Source organism: Collinsella stercoris DSM 13279, assembly GCF_020735465.1.
Classification (GTDB): Bacteria; Actinomycetota; Coriobacteriia; order Coriobacteriales; family Coriobacteriaceae; genus Collinsella; species Collinsella stercoris.
On record NZ_CP085935.1, the window covers coordinates 1,935,492 to 1,955,108 of the forward strand.

The 19,617-nt window shown below is 64.6% G+C and carries 14 protein-coding genes; 4 read left to right on the plus strand and 10 right to left on the minus strand.

Features of this window, described 5'->3' with window-relative positions; all coding sequences use genetic code 11:
- Window positions 1-135 precede the first annotated feature (135 nt).
- The 3 genes from purN to LK434_RS08165 form a co-directional block, all read right to left on the minus strand.
- Window positions 136-873: a phosphoribosylglycinamide formyltransferase gene (purN, locus tag LK434_RS08155; RefSeq protein WP_006721924.1), complete on the minus strand. Its 738-nt coding sequence runs from the start codon at window positions 871-873 to the stop codon at window positions 136-138.
- Window positions 863-1,969: a phosphoribosylformylglycinamidine cyclo-ligase gene (purM, locus tag LK434_RS08160; protein ID WP_006721923.1), complete on the minus strand. Its 1,107-nt coding sequence runs from the start codon at window positions 1,967-1,969 to the stop codon at window positions 863-865. Before purM ends, purN begins: the two co-directional genes overlap by 11 nt.
- Before the next feature lie 250 nt (window positions 1,970-2,219).
- Entirely contained in the window at window positions 2,220-3,869 is a 1,650-nt protein-coding gene (locus LK434_RS08165) for an amidophosphoribosyltransferase (protein WP_006721921.1), read from the minus strand.
- 215 nt (window positions 3,870-4,084) lie between these two features.
- Here LK434_RS08165 and LK434_RS08170 point away from each other — a divergent pair, with 215 nt between their 5' ends.
- The 3 genes from LK434_RS08170 to LK434_RS08180 are packed head-to-tail and all read left to right on the plus strand — an operon-like array spanning window position 4,085 to window position 6,333.
- Window positions 4,085-4,546, plus strand: coding sequence for a hypothetical protein (locus LK434_RS08170; protein WP_006721920.1), 462 nt, complete (start codon window positions 4,085-4,087; stop codon window positions 4,544-4,546).
- Between the two features lie 15 nt (window positions 4,547-4,561).
- Entirely contained in the window at window positions 4,562-4,747 is a 186-nt protein-coding gene (locus tag LK434_RS10610) for a pentapeptide repeat-containing protein (protein ID WP_083784248.1), read from the plus strand.
- Window positions 4,744-6,333, plus strand: a complete 1,590-nt coding sequence (locus LK434_RS08180) for a cysteine desulfurase family protein (RefSeq protein ID WP_006721919.1) — start codon at window positions 4,744-4,746, stop codon at window positions 6,331-6,333. The genes LK434_RS10610 and LK434_RS08180 overlap by 4 nt, the downstream gene beginning before the upstream one ends.
- Before the next feature lie 684 nt (window positions 6,334-7,017).
- Here the strand turns inward: LK434_RS08180 and LK434_RS08185 are convergent.
- Window positions 7,018-8,712, minus strand: coding sequence for a phospho-sugar mutase (locus LK434_RS08185; protein WP_040361739.1), 1,695 nt, complete (start codon window positions 8,710-8,712; stop codon window positions 7,018-7,020).
- A gap of 444 nt (window positions 8,713-9,156) precedes the next feature.
- Here LK434_RS08185 and LK434_RS08190 point away from each other — a divergent pair, with 444 nt between their 5' ends.
- Window positions 9,157-10,023: a PfkB family carbohydrate kinase gene (locus LK434_RS08190; protein WP_040361737.1), complete on the plus strand. Its 867-nt coding sequence runs from the start codon at window positions 9,157-9,159 to the stop codon at window positions 10,021-10,023.
- Between the two features lie 467 nt (window positions 10,024-10,490).
- Here LK434_RS08190 and LK434_RS08195 read toward each other — a convergent pair whose 3' ends face one another.
- The 6 genes from LK434_RS08195 to LK434_RS08220 form a co-directional block, all read right to left on the minus strand.
- A complete protein-coding gene (locus LK434_RS08195; protein WP_227917716.1) occupies window positions 10,491-11,384 on the minus strand; it encodes a hypothetical protein in 894 nt (297 codons plus the stop codon).
- 3 nt (window positions 11,385-11,387) lie between these two features.
- A complete protein-coding gene (locus LK434_RS08200) occupies window positions 11,388-13,163 on the minus strand; it encodes an ABC transporter ATP-binding protein (protein ID WP_006721911.1) in 1,776 nt (591 codons plus the stop codon).
- A gap of 184 nt (window positions 13,164-13,347) precedes the next feature.
- On the minus strand, window positions 13,348-14,052 hold the full coding sequence (locus LK434_RS08205) for an NUDIX domain-containing protein (protein WP_040361841.1): 705 nt from the start codon (window positions 14,050-14,052) through the stop codon (window positions 13,348-13,350).
- 504 nt (window positions 14,053-14,556) lie between these two features.
- Window positions 14,557-15,864, minus strand: coding sequence for a phosphoribosylamine--glycine ligase (gene purD, locus LK434_RS08210; RefSeq protein ID WP_006721908.1), 1,308 nt, complete (start codon window positions 15,862-15,864; stop codon window positions 14,557-14,559).
- A gap of 221 nt (window positions 15,865-16,085) precedes the next feature.
- Window positions 16,086-17,372 (minus strand): adenylosuccinate synthase, encoded by a 1,287-nt coding sequence (locus LK434_RS08215; RefSeq protein WP_006721907.1) that lies wholly within the window; start codon window positions 17,370-17,372, stop codon window positions 16,086-16,088.
- Window positions 17,373-17,727: 355 nt separating this feature from the next.
- Window positions 17,728-19,431, minus strand: coding sequence for an ATP-binding protein (locus tag LK434_RS08220; protein WP_040361736.1), 1,704 nt, complete (start codon window positions 19,429-19,431; stop codon window positions 17,728-17,730).
- Between the last annotated feature and the right edge of the window lie 186 nt (window positions 19,432-19,617).

Consider the following 19,617-nt stretch of genomic DNA (forward strand, 5'->3'; position numbering starts at 1 on the left):
GCAAATCGCAGCAAAGAGCCCTCTTCTTCTCAATGATGCGTTCTCCCCCATGGGAAAAACTACCCTCAGATCGCAATCGAAATTGCGCGTTTGCCCAGCTGAGGAACGCTCCGCAACCAAAATTGCGGCCGCGCGCTACCGGACCTCGACCGTGAGGTTCTCCCGCACACGGATGCGCCCATCGGCCAGCATCTGCACGACCTCCGGGTACAGCACGTGCTCGATGGCGTGGATGTGCTCCTCTAGCGTATCGACGTCCCAGCCCTCCTCCACCACGAGCGCGCGCTGCGCGATGATGGGGCCCATGTCGTACGCCGCGTTGGCGATGTGCACCGTCACGCCGGTCACCTTGACGCCGCGATCAAATGCATCCTGGATGCCGTGCGCGCCCTGAAAGCTGGGCAGCAGCGCGGGATGGATGTTGATCACGCGGTTGGGGAACGTGGCGAGCAGCGGAGCGTGCACCATGCGCATGTAACCGGCCATGATCACGTACTCGCAGCCTGCCGCGAGCAGCTCATGGGCGATGACCTCGTCGGCCTGAATGGGGTCGGCGTAGATCTCCTTGGAGAGCGTGAGCGTCTGGATGCCCGCCGCCTCGGCGCGCTTGAGGCCGTACGCGGAGGGACGGCTCGCCACCACGAGCTTGACCTGCGCATTGAGCTCGCCCGCCTCGATGGCGTCGATGAGGGCCTGCAGATTCGTGCCGGAACCGGAGAGCAACACACCGATCGGAAGCGGGACTCGCTCGGCCTCAGGTTGGGCAGCGCGTGCATCCTGCAGCTGGTTGATGTCGGGCATGCCGGAGGCGCAGGCCACCGCCGCGACCTCTGCCGCGACGGCGTCCAGGGACAGTTCGTCCTTACTGCTCATCGGTGTACTTCACCTCGCCGGAGCCGGCGATGCAGGTGCCCACGCGGAACGGCTTCTCGCCCAGGGCCTCGAGCGCCTCGGTCACGGCGGCCTCGTCCTCGGCGGAGACGATGAGCATCAGGCCGACGCCCATGTTGAAGGTCTTGCAGGCCTCGTTGGGCGTGAGCTCAGCATTCTCAGAAATGTAGGTGATGACCGCGGGCACGTCCCAGCCCATCTTGGCGCCGTCGCGCTCCACGAGCGCATCGACGTTGGCGGGCAGGGCGCGGTTGAGGTTCTCGGTGATGCCGCCGCCAGTGATGTGGGCGATGGCGTGAACGTGCTTGCCTGCCTCGCCGCGGAGCAGCTCGAGGATGGGCTTGACGTAGATGCGGGTGGGGGCGAGCAGCGCGTCGGCGAGGGACAGGCCGGGCGCGAGCTCGATAGACTCGAGCTCGGCCTTCTTGGCCGCGGCCTCGGGCGTGCCGGGCACGATGCCATCGACGCCGATGACCTTGCGCACCAGCGAGTAGCCGTTGGAGTGGACGCCCGTGGAGGGCAGGCCGATAATCACGTCGCCCTCGCGCACGTTCGCCGGGTCGAGCATCTTGGGACGGTCGACGACGCCCACGGTGAAGCCGGCCATATCGTAATCGTCCGGGCGCATGACGCCGGGATGCTCGGCCATCTCGCCGCCCACGAGCGCGCAGCCCGCGAGCTTGCAGCCGTCGGCCACGCCCTTGACGATCTTTGCCATGTGCTCAGCCTCGATGTGGCCGATCGCCACGTAATCGAGGAAGAACAGCGGCTCGGCGCCGGAGGCGAGGATGTCGTTCACGCACATGGCCACGAGGTCCTGACCCACCGTCTCGTGGCGGTCGAGGATCTGGGCGAGCACGAGCTTGGTGCCCACGCCGTCGGTACCGGAGATGAGGATCGGGTCCTCCATGTCCTTGAGCGCGGCGGCGGAGAACAGGCCGCCAAAGCCGCCGATACCGCCGATGACCTCGGGACGGTTGGTCTCCTTGACCATCTGCTTGATGGCGTCGACCGCGCGGCCGCCCTCGGCGGTGTCCACGCCGGCGTCCTCATACGTAACGTGCTTGCTCTCGGCCATGTGGGGTTCCTTTCGACCCAGGGAATTCCTCACTCAGCATGATAGCAGGGCGTGCAGCTTGGATGTGTAAAAGGGGGACGGGCCCGTTTTTACACATGGGATAGCCAAGCAAAAAGCCCGCCGCGGCGCGCCAAGCAGTCAAGCAAAAAGCCCGCCGCGCATTGCTGCACGACGGGCCAAGACGCGAACGTGACGTGCAAAACGGACCCGTCCCTTTCACACGTCGCGCCCATTCGCGCTGAATTACGCATTACGCCTCGTTGCGCTCTTCCCAGCTGTGGTCGTGGTACTTCTCTTCCAGCACGTCCTTGGTCACCGGAGCGGTGCGCACCACGCCGCGCGGCACGTAGCCCTTGATGAACTTGTCGCGGCCAAAGCTGTCGGGGATCGCGACCGGGTACTCGCCCGTAAAGCAGGCGGTGCAGTAGCCGCCCTTGGGCACGCACTCCAGCAGCGCATCGACCGAAAGGAAAGCCAGCGTGTCGGCGCCGATGAACTCGCAGACCTCCTCGACCGACTTGGTGGCCGAGATGAGCTGGCTCTGCTCGCCGGTGTCCACGCCGTAGAAGCACGGCCAGATATCCTCGGGGCAGTTGATGCGGATGTGGATCTCCTTGGCGCCGGCCTGACGCAGCATGCGCACGAGCTGGACCATGGTGGTGCCGCGGACGATGGAGTCGTCGACCACGACGATGCGCTTGCCCTCGATCACGTCCTTGAGCGGGTTGAGCTTGAGGCGCACGCCCATGGCGCGCAGCTCCTGCGTGGGCTCGATGAACGTGCGGGCGACGTAGCGGTTCTTGATGAGGCCCGTGCCGTAGGGGATACCGCTCTCAAAGGCGTAGCCCTCGGCGGAGGGCAGGCCGGAGTCGGGCGTGCCGATGACCATATCGGCCTCGACCGGGCACTCCAGTGCCAGCTTGCGACCCATGTCGTAGCGGCAGGCGTACATGGACTTACCGTCCACAATGGAGTCGGGGCGCGCAAAGTAGACCTGCTCGAAGATGCAGTGCGCGGTCTTCTCGGCCGCGGGGACACCTTGCTCGGACACCAGACCCTCGGCGGAGATGCGCAGAATCTCGCCGGGGCGGATGTCGCGCACGTACTCGGCGCCGATGATGTCGAGCGCGCAGGTCTCGGACGCCACGACCCACCCAGCGGTGGATGCGAGCACCTCGTCGCCCACCAGGTCCTCGGCGGAGGCGGCGTCGCTCGGCAGGGCGGAGGCGGCTGCCGCGGCGTTGGCGGCGGCAACGCCCTCGTCGCTGGTCAGGCGACCGAGCACGAGCGGGCGCACACCGTGCGGGTCGCGGAAGGCGTAGAGCGCGTTCTCGTTGATGAGCGCCATGGCGTAACCGCCGCGGATGAGCTCCATGGTCTTGCGGATGCCCTCGCGAAGGTGATGCGTCTCCTGGGTGAAGTAGCCGATGAGCTTGACGGCGACCTCGGAGTCGGAGTTGGAGTTGAACGGAACGCCGAGCTCGATGAGCTGGCGGCGCAGCTCGTCGGTGTTGACGAGCGTGCCGTTGTGAGCGAGCGCGACGATGACCTCGTTGATGGTGGAAAGGTGCGGCTGCGAGGCCTCCCAGCTCTTGGCGCCGGCGGTGCCGTAGCGCACATGGCCGACGGCCAGCTGCCCGGGCAGCGCCTCGATGTCGGCGTTGGAGAACACGCGGCTCACCAGTCCGAGGTCCTTGCGCACCATGACGGTGCCGCCGTCGCCCACGGCGATGCCGGCGGATTCCTGGCCGCGATGCTGCAGCGCGCGCAGGCCAAAGTACGTGAGGCGGGCGACATCGCGGTCGGGCGCCCACACGCCGAATACGCCGCACTCCTCGTGCGGGTGGTCGGCGTCGGAATCGAATGCGGTGAATTCGGACAGGTTGGTGTCGAGAGACATACAGGTTCCCCTCTGGGTCCGTTCGCAGGCCGTACCGCCCTAGTATACGCGCGAATTCTCCCAGCGAAGGACGCACGCCCGCATCCCGCGAAACTGCCAAAGTTGGTGCGCGGGCCATTTGTGGCGCGTTGACTCATTATTTGCGCACTCGCTCGCCCGCGTGCGCCCATGCCATAGAATGGTGCCGGTATACCAACCACCCAACGAGGTGTTTTATGGACGAGCAGATTTCTCCGGAGGCCCAGACCGCCGGCAAGCTGACAGCCCCGGGGCCAAGCCGCGCGCGCCCCGCGTCGCGCAAACACATGGGCGTCGCCACGAGCGACCCCACGTACCTGCCGCCCGTCAACAACCCCAACGCACCCCAACGCGACCGCAACGTACGCGTTCCCGTGCGAAAAACCACGTATGGCAGTGGCGGGTCCGCGCAGACCGGCGGCGTCGCGCGGCGTTCCGGCGGCTACATTCCTCCCAGCAGCCCCACGCTGCAAGTCCGCACGAATGAGGGCGGCAGCAACATCTCGCCTGGCCGGAACTATATTTCTCAGCCCAAAAAGGGGCACACGATATTCACCTCTCGCCAAGATCGGCAGCGTCGCCGCGTCAAGATCCTGCTCGCGATTCTCGTTGTCGCAACGGTGGCGCTCGCGCTGTTCTGGTTTTTTGCCCTGCGCTAATCGCGCTGCGCCCATTTGACCCGTGCCCGTTTGACCTGCACCCATTTGACGCGCGCCCGTTTGCCCTGCGCTTGCTTGTCACGTGCTTGCTTGTCCCGCGCCCGTTTGACCCGCGCCCGCCTACTTCATGCCCGTTTATTTCGCGCCCATTTAGCCCGCACCCATTTAATCCCCGCCAATCCTCCAACGGAGAGCCCTTGAACGCACAAGACGCCGAACCCTATATTTACGCCGATAACGCCGCCACCACGCTGCTTTCACCCGCGGCTCTCGAGGCCATGATGCCGTTTTTGACGGACACGTTCGGCAACCCGAGCGGTATTCACCGCGTGGCGCGTCAGGCGGCCGAGGCGCTTGGAGCCGCCCGCGCTCGCATAGCCGAGCTGCTGGGAGCCGACCGGGCAGACGAGGTGTATTTCACCAGCGGCGGCAGCGAATCCGATAACTGGGTGCTGCGCGGCGCCGTCCAGCGGTTCCGCGACCTGTACGGCAGCGACGCCACTCCTCGCATCATTACCAGCTCCATTGAGCACCACGCCATCCTGCACTGCTGCGAGGCCCTCGAGCGCGAGGGCGTCGCAGTCACGTACCTGCCCGTCGACGAGCAGGGCTTTGTCCGAGCCGAAGATCTCGAGGCGGCGCTCATCGCCAACGAGCAGGCGGCCCGTGCAGAGCGCGTCTCCAACTGCACCGATGCCGAGCGAGGTCTGGATTGCACCGATGCGGCCGGCGAAAGCGCCGCTTGCAGGCCCGTAGCCACGAGCGCAAAGGGCGGCGGGGAGCACGCAGCCTCCGCAGCCAGCCACCGCTCCGCGCGCAAATCGGGTGACCGCGAAATCGCAGGCGGTCGACACGGCGAGGACGACAGCGCCGCCCCCCACCCTCCCGCAACGGCGCTCGTGTCGATCATGCTGGCGAACAACGAGGTGGGCACCATCGAACCCATCCGAGAGCTTGCCACTGTGGCGCATCGCCATGGCGCTCCCTTTCACACGGACGCCGTGCAAGCAGTGGGCCACATCCCCGTCAATGTTCGCGAGCTTGGCGTCGACGCGCTCTCGCTCTCGGCCCACAAGTTCCACGGACCTCGAGGCGTGGGTGCCCTGTACCTGCGCGATGGCTTTTCCATACCGCCGCTCATCGCCGGAGGCGCGCAAGAGCGGGGCGAGCGCGCGGGCACCGAGAACCTTGCGGGCATCACCGGCATGGCCGCTGCGCTCGAAGAGGCAGTTCGTAGTCTCGCTCGGAACACCCAACGGGTGTCCGCCGCGCGCGATGAACTCGTGCAGCACATCCTCGCTTCGTGCAAGGGCGTGCGCCTCACCGGCGCACCCTGCGCAGACGCGGCGGGGGCCGCAGGTGGCCACGCGCTCACGACCTTGAGCTTCGTCATCGCAGCCGCTCCAGAAACAAACCCCGTCGCTACTGCCGTCGGCGCCTCAGAAGCCAACCCCGACGTCAGCCTCCCGGGAATCGCAGCCGGCCGCCGTACGCCCGACCGCCTGCCCTCCATCGCATCATTTTCCTGCGACAACATCGACGGTGAGCTGCTCGTCGTGCTCCTCGACCGCGCAGGAGTCGCCGCCGCAACGGGATCAGCCTGCTCGACCGGCTCCACTGAGCCCTCGCACGTGCTCACCGCCATGGGCCTTTCCCCCAGCAGCGCACGCGGCGCGCTGCGCCTCTCGCTGTCTGAAGCCATTACGCGCGAAGAGCTTGACCTGCTCAAGCAGCGCATCCCCGCTGCCATCAAACGCGCCCACCTCATGAGCGGCATTGGAGCATAAGCAAAGCGTCACGCGCACGACGCCCCGTTGAGGAGCCCAAAGCTCCATATTCGATACGCATTGAACAGAGTTTGACGTGCAACGGACGCCGCTTGACACTCGCTGGGCGCTGTTGGGCGCACCGCCTGTCGGGCACCGGGCGCCGCAGGACACCCATTGAACTCTGCTCGGCATGCACCAAACGCTACCCGGCGCACGTCGAACATTGTTTAACCCGCGTGAACACGCGATGCCATTGGAAAACAACGCTCGCGACGCCCGCGGCGGGCGTTTTGCCACGCCTCTAGTCGTACGCCCGCCGTTTTACCTACACATTTGTTGAGGCCAATTCGACGGTCTCGCAGAGTTGCAAATTACAATAACGCCTTTACCTGCGCTTTTCGTAAAGCATGCGGCGACTTTCGCCCACCACAGCGATTTTCGTCTCAACAAATGCGCGGATAATTTCGGCACCCTTCCGCAAGCCACGAGGAACACGGGCGCAAAATGCGGGTCGCAAGCCGCCCACAACACCAAAAACAGCACGATCCTGAGGGCACACACGCAAAAGGCGGGCCGTGCGCCATTACGGTGCACGGCCCGCCTTCTATTACCTATGCACAACGCCCGGCACAAGCTGCAGCCCGCAGGCGCAAACTCGCACGCGACCAGGAGCGCGAACACGCCCATGGCCGGGCACTCGCCTTAGGACAGCAGCTTGCGGCCGTCCTCCTCGATGGCGTCGATGAGCGCATCGGCGGCGGCAGCGTCCTCGCCCTTGGCAAAGATGTAGAGCTTGATCTTGGGCTCGGTGCCGGAGGGACGCACGATGGCCTTGTTGCCGCCCTCGAGGTCGAACTCGATAACGTCGGCCTTGGGCAGGCCGTTCACGCAGGTCGCGTAGTCCACGACCGCCTCGACCTTGGCGCCGGCGATCTCAGAGGGGGCCTCAGCGCGCAGGGCTTTCATGATACCGGCCATCTTGGCGGCGCCGTCGGCGCCGGGATAACTCAGCGAGACGGTCTTGTTGTGATAGTAGCCGTACTTCTCATACAGCGCGCGCATGGCCTGAACCAGGTTGAGGCCCTGCAGCTTGTAGTACTGGGCCATCTGGCAGATGAGCATGGAGGCGTTGACGGCGTCCTTGTCGCGCACATGGTCACCGGACAGGTAGCCGTAGCTCTCCTCAAAGCCAAAGATGAAGCGGTCGACCTCACCGGCGTCGGACAAGCCGGTGATGATGTCGCCGATGTACTTGAAGCCAGTCAGGCAACGGCGCAGTTCAAAGCCGTACTCATCGGCCAGAGCGTCGACCATGGCGGAGGACACGATGGTGGTGACGGCGACCTTGCGGGAGAGATCCTCGCCACGCTCGGCGCGCATCTTGCAGATGTAGTCGAGCAGCAGCACGCCCATCTCGTTACCGGTGAGCAGCGTGTAGTCGTCGCCATCGGCGCAGGCCACGCCCACGCGGTCGGCGTCGGGGTCGGTGGCCAGCAGCAGGTCGGGCTTGACCTCCTGGCACAGGTCGATGCCCTTCTGCATGGCCTCGCGGATCTCGGGGTTGGGGTACGGGCAGGTGGGGAAGTCGCCGTCGGGATCCTTCTGCTCGGGCACGATGGTGATGTCGGTCACGCCCACCTTGTTGAGCACCTTGGTGACCGGGATCAGGCCCGTGCCGTTGAGCGGCGTGTACACGAGCTTGAGCGGCGCGTTGGCGATCTGCTCGGGCGTGAGGTTGCTCACGGACTTGTCCGCCACGGCGTCGTAGTAGGCGTCGAGCACCTCGTCGCCGATCCACTTGACCAGACCCTGCTCCACGGCCTCGTCAAAGTCCATGGTCTTGACGTCGTGGAACGGGTCGCAGGCGTTCATGGCGGCCGAGATGGCGTCGGCGGCCTCGCTGGTGATCTGGCAGCCGTCGGGACCGTAGGCCTTGTAGCCGTTGTACGCGGCGGGGTTGTGGCTAGCGGTCATGCAGATGCCGCCAGAGCACTTAAGGTAACGGGTGGCCCAGGACAGCGTGGGCACCGGGGAGATCTTGGGGTACACGTACGAGGTCACGCCGTTGGCGGCAAGGATCGCCGCGGTGGTCTTGACGAACAGCTCGCCCTTGTTGCGGCTGTCGCGCGCGATGGCCACGGTGGGGTTCTCGAAGTTCTTGACCAGGTAGTCGGCAAAGCCCTGGGTGGCGCGACCGACCGTGTAGATGTTCATGCGGTTGGTGCCGGCGCCCAGCGTGCCACGCAGGCCCGCGGTGCCGAACGCGAGCTCCTGGAAGAACGCGTCGGTGATGGCGTCCTCGTCGCCCGCCTCCCGCATCGCCTTGAGCTCGCCGAGCAGCTCTTCATCGGTGACGTTCTCGATCCATGTATCGAGAAGCTCATGCACATCAGCCATGGTTCTACCTTTCCCAATCCAACTTGCCGTGCGAAGCACGCCAAAAACGGACACGAATACTTGCATCATACGCCCCCACGATGCCCCCGGGCGCACTTTCCCGTCCGTAGCGTAGATTTATCGGCGAGGGGCGGCGGTCCATCGGGGTCGAGGCGCGTGTCCGTGTGCGGCGGGCGTCCAAACGAGGCGCGTGTCCAATCCGAGCGCACGTCCAAGCGAGGTGCGTGTCCAATCGTGGCGCGTGTCCAAATCGAGCGTACGCCCAAGCGAGACATGCGTCCAATCGAAGTGCGCCCAGCCGCAGCGCACGTCCAATCGCGGCCCATCCCCAATCGCGCTCATGTCCAATGTGTAAAACAAGGCCGCCTTCTTCTGCAAGCCATGCAGGGTGCTACCCTGTTTGACTGTACGCTGGTCCATAAGTCCGCGGAAAGGAATCGAATCATGACCAAACTCTATCAGCGCAAGGGCGCGTACATCCCGCGCGTCGCGGCCGTGCACGACATGTGCGGCTACGGCAAATGTTCGCTCGGCGTTGCCATCCCGGTGCTCAGCGCCGCCGGCGTCGACGTGTGCCCCGTGCCCACCGCCCTGTTCAGCGCCCACACCAAGTATCCCGTCTTCCACATGCACGACACCACCAGCATGCTCGAGGCCTACCTCGACGCGTGGCGCGAGGAGAACGTCGACCTCGACGGCGTGTACTCGGGTTTCCTCGGCTCCGCTGAGCAGGTTACCGTGATCCAGCGTCTGTACCGCGAGTACCCGGGCGCCCTGCGCATCGTTGACCCCGTGATGGGCGACGGCGGCGTGAAGTACCCCACCTACACCGATGAGCTGTGCGAGGCCATGGCCGGCCTGGTGAGCGGCGCCGACGTGCTCACGCCCAACCTCACCGAAGCCTCGATTCTCACCGGCATCCCCTATAAGGGCCAGGATGTCTCGCTCGATTTTGTGCAGAAGAACGCCAGCGCCCTGCTCGACATGGGCGCCAAGACGGTCGTCATCAAGGGTGTGGTGCACGAGGGCGAGCAGGTCATTCGCAACTACCTTGCCAGCGCGGCGGACGGCGGTGAGGTCGAGGAAGTCGTCAGCGAGCTGCTCCCCTACATGCTGCACGGCACCGGCGACCTGTTTGCCAGCGCGCTCACCGCGGCGATTTTCACCGGCCGCACCACGCGCGAGGCCGTCGAATTCGCCGGCGAACTGGTGCGCGACGCCATGCGCGTCACGCTTGAGCAACCCGATTTTGAGATGCGCGGCGTCTCGTTCGAGCCCACCCTGGGCAAGGTGGCCGCACTGCTGAGCTAGCGCTTTGCAGGGAGCCGCGCGGCGCGGGGGGGCACGTCCCTGCATCCTGCAAAGGGCAACGCGATGCGAGGGAAGGTGTTCCTGCACGCCTCGCGCCTAGAGCTCCCATCGCTCGACACGACCCTCCCTGACAGCACGGGGGACACAGCGGCATACGAGCACCTCGGCGTGCAGGTCGAACCTGCGGAAACAGCAAAGAAAGCTCACCTGCCCCACACGCCGCGCAGGCAAGAGAGCCCTACCGCACGAAAAACCCGCCCCGAGAGTTAACTCTCGGGGCGGGTTTTCGCACGACACGGCCCAAACGCGACGCGAGAGCTACCTTTCGCGTCGCGTTTCACGCCGAACAAGACAAAAGATGCCTCGAGAGGTAACTCTCGAGGCATTTCAGCAACAGGTCATCAGGCGGCGACAGAGGGGCAAAGCCGCCCGCCCCCCCTCACGCATGCTCGCGGGCGCGCCCTCTTTTACACATCGCCGAACAGGGACTGCTCCTCATCGATTTCCGCCTGCGATGCTCCGGGGTTCTCGGTCAACGAGCTCACGGAGTTCACCTGCTCCTGAATCGCCTCGGCGAGGTCGTCGTCCATGCCGATGATCTTGAGCTCCCAGTCGATATTTGCGGGAACGCTCGACTGCGACTTGGTCCACACGAACGTCAGCATCGCACGGCGCGCACCTCGCGCCGGGATAAATCCGAACAGGCTGTCGTGCCGAAACGCCCCGGACTCGTCCACGAGCGCGTACACGTTGTACACCACGCGGTTGATCTTCTCATTCAACAGCGCATTCGTCGCCAGGGCGCTCGCCTGGATCTGCGAGTTCGACAGCAGCTCGAGCTCGTTGCGGGAGTCCGTGTCCACCACAGACACCTCGACCACGCCAGTTTTCTCGCTCGCCTCATCGACGGTAAAATCCTGCGGGAACTGCGTAAAGCCGTTGCCCCACTCCACGCCCGACTCCATGGCGTGCTCCACCGTCTCGCTGTTCGTGCGGTCGGAGAGGTTCGCCGTGTTCAGGCGCCGGCTCACGCCGTATACGATCTGCATGCCCAGCACAAACACGAACACGCCCAGGATCACCACGACCGCCGTACGCGAGATGGTCTTTCCCACCTGCGAACCGGAGGGGTCCTGCTCAGACAGCGGGTCGATCTTGCCCGCGCGGGCACGGGAGCGCTCGTGGTCCGCCGCCTCGCGCTCGGCGACCGCCGTGGCACCGGCCGTGCGCCGCATGAACAGACGGCGCTTGGCACGGCCCTCGCGAGCCGCCGCGCGATCGGGATCGAGCACGCCCGAGGCGTCGAGCTCGGAAAACAGCTCTTCCGCCTCATCCGGGGTCATGTTGTGCCTTTTGCTCATTGCCTACCTCACGTCGCGCGCGCGTGCGCCCTCAAACTGCATTCGATAGTAGCGGGCGTACGTGCCGCCGCGCACGAGAAGCTCCTCGTGCGTGCCGCGCTCCACAACCCTGCCACGCTCGACGGTCGCGATCTCGTCGGCGTTCTTAATGGTGGACAGGCGGTGCGCGATGATGATGGTGGTGCGGTCGGCGGCCAGGCGCTCAAGCGACTCCTGCACGGCCTCCTCGCTCTCGTTGTCGAGGGCCGAGGTCGCCTCGTCCAGGATGAGGATCGCCGGGTCTTTGAGGAACACGCGGGCGATGGCCACGCGCTGCTTTTGCCCGCCGGAAAGACGGCTGCCGCGCTCGCCCACCACGGTGTCGTAGCCCTCGGGCAGGCTCGCGATGAAGTCGTGGATGTTGGCCTTGCGGGCCGCGTCCTCGATCTCGGCGTCGCTCGCGCCGGGGCGGCCGTAGGCGATGTTGTCGCGCAGGGTGCCGTCGAACAGGTAGACGTCCTGCTGCACCAGGCCGATGGCGCGGCGCAGGCTCTCCTGCGTCACGTCGCGCACGTCCTGACCGTCGATGCGGATGGAGCCGCTCGCCACGTCGTAGAAGCGCGGCAGCAGCGAGCAGGTGGTGGACTTGCCGCCACCCGAGGGACCCACCAGCGCGATGGTCTCGCCGGGGCGGATGGAAAGGTTCATATGGTCGATCACAGGGCTCTCGGGGGCGGTGCCGCCCTCGCCCACCTCGGTATCGGGATAGGAGAAGCAGACGTCGCGGTACTCGATGGCGCCCTCGCGGACCTCGAGCGGACGGGCGTCCGGCTTGTCCTGGATGTCGGGCGCGGTGCGTAGGACCTCGTCCATGCGGCGGAAGCCCGCGGCGGCCTTTTGGAAGTTCTCCGTGGAGTTCACGAGCGTCTCGATGGGCGTGGCGAACAGCGTGATGTACAGGGCGAAGGTGGCCATGTCCACCGCCGTCATCTGACCGGCGGCCACCAGGTAGCCGCCGAGCACCACGATGGTGACGTACAGCACGCCCGTCATGAGGGCGCTCGTGGCCTGATAGCGACCCATCACGTGGTACTGGGCGACCTTGGAGTCGAGGTAGCGGTCGTTGGACACGCGGAACTTGGCGCGCTCGGTGCGCTCGTTCGCAAAGGACTTGACCACGCGCATGCCCGCCAGCGAGTCCTGGAGCCGGGCGTTCACGTCGGAGATGCGGCGGCGGTTATCCGCGAACACGGCGCGCATGCGCAGGTTCTGGCGGACCATGATGACCACGAACACGGCAGTGATCGCCGCCATGGCGCTCGCGAGCACCGGGGAGATGGTGAAGAGGATCGCGAACGCGCCGATGATCTCGATGCCGCAGATGATGATCCACTCGGGCACGTGGTGTGCCGCCTCGCAGATGTCGAACAGGTCGTTGACTACGCGGCTCATCATGTCGCCGGAGTTGTGTGCGTCAAAGTAGGCGAAGCTAAAGCGCTCGTACTGGTCGAAGAGGTCCTCGCGCATGCGGGACTCCATGCGGGCGCCCATGATGTGACCCTGCGCGGACACAAAGTAGCGGCAGGCGCAGCGCAGGGCGTAGAGCCCGATGAGCCCCGCCGCGATGTAGCCGAGCGCACCCAAAATCGCCGCCGACCCTTGGGTGAACAACCCGTTGGTGAGCGAGCGCAAGATGCTCGGAAACGCGAGGTCGATCCCCGCCAGCACCAGCGCGCACACCGTATCCGCAATAAAGAGCCCCTTGACCGGCCCATAATAAGAAAGAAACCGCTTGAACATACCCCGACGACTTTCTACCAACATTCTTCCGTTCAGCAAACCCGGCCGTCCCCTCGGCGCTCTCTCGGGCGACGCGAGCGCGCCTCGGGGGGTCACCGTAGGGCGGAGGAGGCGTTTTCGGTCTGGGCGATTCCGCAGGAACGAGGACCAGCCCAGACTGAAAACGCCTCCTCCGCCCGGTCAGCTACAGCCTATGCGAGATCGCGTCGCACGCGAGCGCGCCGATCACGGTCTTGGCATCCTCGATCTTGCCGTCGAGCACCGCATCGATCAGCTCGGACAGCGGCACCAGATCCACGTTCACGAACTCGTCATCATCGGGATTGGCGCCCGCGAACGTAAGGCCCGTCGCCATATACAGGTGGATGACCTCGTCGCAAAAGCCAGGCGTGGTGGCAATGGTGGTGAGGTGGTTGACGCGCGCGGCCTTAAAGCCCGTCTCCTCGAGCAGCTCGCGCTTGGCGCACTCAAGTGGGTCCTCGCCCGGGTCGAGCTTGCCGGCGGGAATCTCAACCGTCACGCGGTCGAGCGCGGTGCGGTATTGGCGAACCAGCACGATCTTACCGGACTCGGTGAGCGCCACGACCGCCGAGGCGCCCGGGTGACGAATCAGGTCGCGCCCGGTCACGCGACCGTTGGGCAGCCTGACCTCCGCCGTATGCACATCGAGGATGCGACCCCGCCATGCAGGCTCCTCGGAGAGAATCTGCTCGTGCAGGCCGGCGTCACGGGGGTCGTCATCACCCAGAACGAGCACCGGCTCAATCTGTTTCTCGTCCGCATCTTGCGCATCGATCACCTCGGCCTGAGCCTCGCCCGCGCAGGCGCGCTCGGCATCCCCGGCCTCCTCGGCGTCGAGCAGCTCCGCCTCGAACTCTTTTTCATCCATATCGTCACGGTCTCCGAACACGTCGACGTCACCCTCGGCGCGCTCGGGTCCACCATGCATCTCTTCGCTCTTCATCTGCCTCTCCTCTCCAATCGCCATGCACGCAAAAATGTACACCCTAACGGGAGCTTAGCAGGCTCGCCTACAAACAACCCATGCCACACGGCGGGGCCGCGTCGCGCATTAAGCGGTCAAGCACGTAATCGGCAGCACCAGCACACCGTCATCGCGCTGATACGCATACCCTCCGGGCGTCAACATTTGTGCCTAACGGGCATCACGTTTTGCCTGCTCACACCCACCGATCGTCCAATTGTAGAGATTTCAACCGTCCAATTGCAGCATTTTTAACCGTCCAATTGCAGACTTTTTGACCGTCCAATTGCAAATCGCATGCCGTCTGCGCAAGACCCGAACCATCAAATCCGAGCCATTATGCACAGAGGGCCGCCGGCTTCCGGCGACCCTCATGCCCATTCGTGTTGTGGGGACGGCTCTTGGGGCTTACTCGTCCCAAGCCTCGCGGCCGCGCAGGGCGCGCAGGCCGATGTCGTGGCGCAGCGTCTTGCCCTCAAAGTCGATCTTCTCGCATGCGGCGTAGGCGAGGTCGCGCGCAGCCTCGAAGGTGTCGCCCAGGGCGGTGACGTCGAGCACGCGGCCGCCGGAGGTCACCAGTTCGCCGTCCTCGTTCACGGCGGTGCCGGCATGGTAGACCGTCACGTTCTCCATGGCCTCGGCGTCCTCGATGCCGGTAATGACCTTGCCCTTCTCATACGGGCCGGGATAGCCGGCGGAGGTGAGCACCACGGAGACCGCCCACTCGTCGCGCCACGCGAGCTCGACCTCGTCCAGGCGCCGCTCGGCGCAGGCAAGCATGACTTCAACCAAGTCGCTGGCCAGGCGCGGCATGAGGACCTCGGTCTCGGGATCGCCAAAGCGGGCGTTGTACTCGATGACCTTGGGGCCGGCGGGCGTAAGCATAAAGCCGCCGTACAGGCAGCCGCGGAAGTCGATGCCCTCGCGATTGGCCTGGGCGATGGTCTCGTTGAGGATCCGGCACATCTCCTCGTGCTCCTCGGGCGTCACGATCGGCACCGGGCTGTACACGCCCATGCCGCCGGTGTTGGGGCCCTTGTCGCCCTCGAGGGCGCGCTTGTGGTCCTGCGAGGTTGCCATGGGGCGCACCGTCTTGCCGTCGGTGAAGGCCAGCAGCGTGCACTCGGGACCGGTGAGCATCTCTTCGATGACCACGGTGCTGCCAGCGGCGCCGAACGCGCCGTCAAAGCACTCGTGCACAGCGTCCAGGGCCTCGTCGAGGGTGAGCGCCACCACGACGCCCTTGCCCGCAGCCAGGCCGTCGGCCTTGACGACCACCGGGGCGCCCTGCTCGCGCACGTAGGCGAGCGCGGACTCCTCGTCGGTAAAGGAGCCGTAGGCAGCCGTGGGGATACCCGCGCGGGCCATGAGTTCCTTGGAGAAGCGCTTGGAGCCCTCGAGCTTGGCGCCCTCGGCACCCGGGCCAAAGCACGGGATGCCCGCGGCGCGAACCGCGTCGGCCACACCGGCGACGAGCGGCGCCTCGGGGCCGATTACCACCAGACCGCAGCCGGTCTCACGTGCGAAGTCCGCCACGGCGGCAGGGTCCTCAGCATCGAGGGCCACGTTCTCGCCCACGGCGAGCGTGCCGCCGTTGCCCGGCGCGATGTAGAGCGCGCCGCACAGCGGGGACTCGGCGAGCTTGGCCGCCAGGGCATGCTCGCGGCCGCCGCTGCCCAGCAGCAGGATGTCGATGGTGTTCTCAGGTGCGCTCATGCGTCCTCCTTATACGCAAGCGGGCCCCAAACGGAGCCCGCCTTTTCACAACCAGTTTTGCCGTCCCCCGACCCCATGCTATCGGGTCGCAGCAACATCAACCCAACAGGTTTGTGCAGCGGGCTTTCCAAGTGCCGGAGCTTGGGGTTGAAGAGAGGGACGCGCGGCTCACGCACGGCGCCTGACGATTGATCCCCAAGGTGCAGTGCTTGGGCAGGCCGCTACCAGTCCCGAACGATGGTCTGCTCGCGATCCGGGCCCACGGCGACAAAGCTCACCTTGCAGCCGGCGAGCTTCTCGATGTAGGCCACGTAGTCCTGGGCGGCCTGGGGCAGCTCGTCAAAGGTGCGGCACCCGGTGATGTCGCACTTCCAGCCGGGCAGCTCCTCATACACCGGCACGGCGCTTGCAAACGCGGCGGTGTGCTCGGGCACGGTGGCGTAGCGCGTGCCGTTCACGTCGTAGGCCACGCAGACCTTGATGGTATCGAACTCAGACAGCACGTCGAGTTTGGTCAGGGCGATATCGGTCAGGCCGTTCACGCGGGTGGCGTAGCGGGCGATCACGCCGTCGAACCAGCCGCAGCGGCGGCGGCGACCGGTGGTCACGCCGTACTCATAGCCGACCTCGGTGAGGGTGCGGCCGTCCTCGTCCGTGTCGTAGTCGAGCTCGGTGGGCATGGGACCGGAACCCACGCGGGTGGTGTAGGCCTTCATGATGCCGAGCACGCGGTCGATGGCCTTGACGCCCACGCCGGAGCCCGTCACGGCGCCGCCGGCGGTGCAGTTGGACGAGGTGACAAACGGGTAGGTGCCGTGGTCGATGTCGAGCAGCGTTGCCTGGGCACCCTCGAACAGGATGTTCTTGCCCTGCTCCACCAGGTCGTTGAGCAGGATGCCCGTCTCGCAGATGTACGGGCGCAGGCACTCGGCCATGGGCAGGTAAGACTCGCAAATCTGGTCCACCGTGTAGGTGGGCAGGTTGAAGATGCGCTCGAGCTGCGGATTCACGCGGTCAAGGACGGCGGCGAGCTTGGTGCGGAACGTGTCCTCATCCAGCAGGTCCTGCATGCGAATGCCCACGCGGGCCATCTTGTCCTGGTAGCACGGGCCGATGCCGCGCTTGGTGGTGCCGATGTTGTTCTTGCCCAGCAGTTCCTCGTAGGCGCCGTCCAGGTCGACGTGATACGGCATGATCACATGCGCGTTGCCCGAGACCTTGAGGTTGGCGGTGGAAATGCCGTCACGCTCGAACATGTCGATTTCCTCGAGGAGCACGGCGGGGTTCACCACGCAGCCGTTGCCGATGACCGAGATGCAGTCCGGGTACATGATGCCGGAGGGCACCTGGTGCAGGCCGTACTTCTTATCGCCCACCACGATGGTGTGGCCGGCGTTGTTTCCACCCTGGTAGCGGACGACGCAGTCGAACTCGGGAGCGATCAGGTCGCAGATCTTGCCCTTGCCCTCGTCGCCCCATTGGGTTCCCACCAACACTGTTGACGGCATGACTACTCCTCATTCCGTGCGAACGGGCCGCTCCCGCGCGCAGCTCTTGCAACCGGGTTCCTTCCCGGACCTGACCTCAGTGGGGTCAACGTTCCCATTATAGGCATGCAAAGGGCCCGTGCCGCCAACGATACGGCACGGGCCCTCATTCCACCATTACTCAATAGCGAGCGTGCGTAATGGCATGCGCAGATTGGCGGCCTTCGCCACTGCGACAGCCCTGCGACATTTTGTCGGAGCTCTGCGACAAAATGTCGCCGCTTTGTCGCAGTAGTGTCGCAGCTTTGTCGCAGTAGCATCGCAGCCGTGTCGTAGCGGCGTTGCATCGCTGCCAATGGCGCATATCGCTTGAGCACTAGCCCTTCAAATATTGACGAGCCGAGCTCGATTGCCCGGCGGTCGGCACTGCCAATCCGGCGTCAACCAGTTCGCGCAAGTAGCGTTGAACTGTTCGGACGCTTTTGCGCAGGCGTTGCGCAAGCTCCTGCGCGTCCACCGGCTCTTCCTCGTCAAGCATGAGATACACGCTGCGAACAATGGGGCGCAGGGCGGAAAGCCGGTCGTCATCACCCGCGGAATCACACGCCGCCAACTCGAGCATGTCATCAGCCCATGCAAGAGGAACGCCCTGTTCCTGCAGGTGTTTTGCAAGATCGCGCACCCTATCCGAATCCAACCCCAGGGCTTCGTGTATATCCCAAACTGAAGAGACCCCTCGCTCTCTCAACAAGAGAAGCAGCGCTTCCGCGTCTTTACCAACCGTTTCGTCGGTCAGCGTTGCAAGCCATGCACGATTTTCGACAATTTCGGTCCCGTGCCTACCCAAACACAGCGTCACGCGATCCATTCCAATGTGGAACTCGGGGCTTTCCAAAGCGCGGGAACGCATCTCCCTGATCATGAAAGGAATACCCGTACCGTTTCCCTCCGCGATCTTACCCCCCTCATCCGACAGCGGCACGCCATCAATGAGCGACATGAGCAAATCGTTGCGGCATTCCGACACGCCATCCGCTAAATTCTCGCGGGTTCTCGTTCCCCATAGGCCTCCGGGATTCGCTATCTCGATACGATTGGGATACACATCGATGCTTACCGATTGCCCCACGAACCGTTCATCGTACTCGCGGTGAACGACCGCATTTGCAATCGCCTCGCGTAGAACCTCCCGGGGAATTTCAAGCTCATCGTGACGACCAGTGCCAGTCACCAGAGAAACGCTTCTTAGGTTGCGAGCGACCGTCTCGACGGCCATGTCCACCATCTCGACAACGCCGCCGTCGCATCGGACTCGGTCGAGAAAACGCACTGAACCAGGAGCACCCTTTTCGTTGTCGGGAAACACCGCAACATCAATGATTAGCTTCGGGTAGTACTGCTGGGGGTACAGGCCAAGCACAAGCAAGCCTGCAAGGGTCACGCTTCCGTCTGCGGTAAGCACGCCGAGGCGCTTGAGCTGGTCGATCTTTCCATTAGCCCCGCGTAGGGCGCGGCTGTGCCGCCGAGCCCTCAACAGTTCGTCAACCAGCGCGTCGTCGAGATCTTCCATATGGGCAACAGGAATTCTGTCGGCACCACTTCGCACCATCGCGTGCTGTATCTCAAAGAGCTCTGTCGCCGAGAGCTGCACATCTTTATCAAACACGCGCTTAAAGCTCCCCGAGCGTATGCCCCGGGCATCGATATAGCAGGGCTTCTGGGCCAGCTCGTTCTCCTCGATTTCGACTACCAGCAAATGCTCGCCTTCAAAATCAATCACGTCCGCTTGATAACGAGGTGGATTTGCAAGCTTGACGCCATCTTTCCCGCCATCGCCGATGCCGCTCATGAACTGATCGAGCGTTCGTTCTGGATTAAATCCCTTGGAAACAACAAAGCCTTCCGGCTCACTCAAACCCAACAGCAGGGTGCCACCGTTGGTGTTGGCAAACGCGCTCACGCTTTCCCAAACATCGGAACTCAGTTTTTTGCCGCACGCCTTTGCTTCAAATTTTGAATTATCCGTTCCATCTGCGCGCATTTGATAAATAGCCGAGGCTAATTGCTCCGCGGTAATCATGACGCCCCACCGCCTCATTGCGTGACGAATTTCACTTGATGCGCTCAAGTATACGCGCACTGCGACACGGCCGCGACAGCTCTGCGACAAAATGTCGCAGCCGTGTCGCAGTCATGTCGCAGACGTATCGTAGCGACGGTACGGCATCGTCGTTGCGCGTCGTCCCGCCGCAGCCTCGCGTTGGCG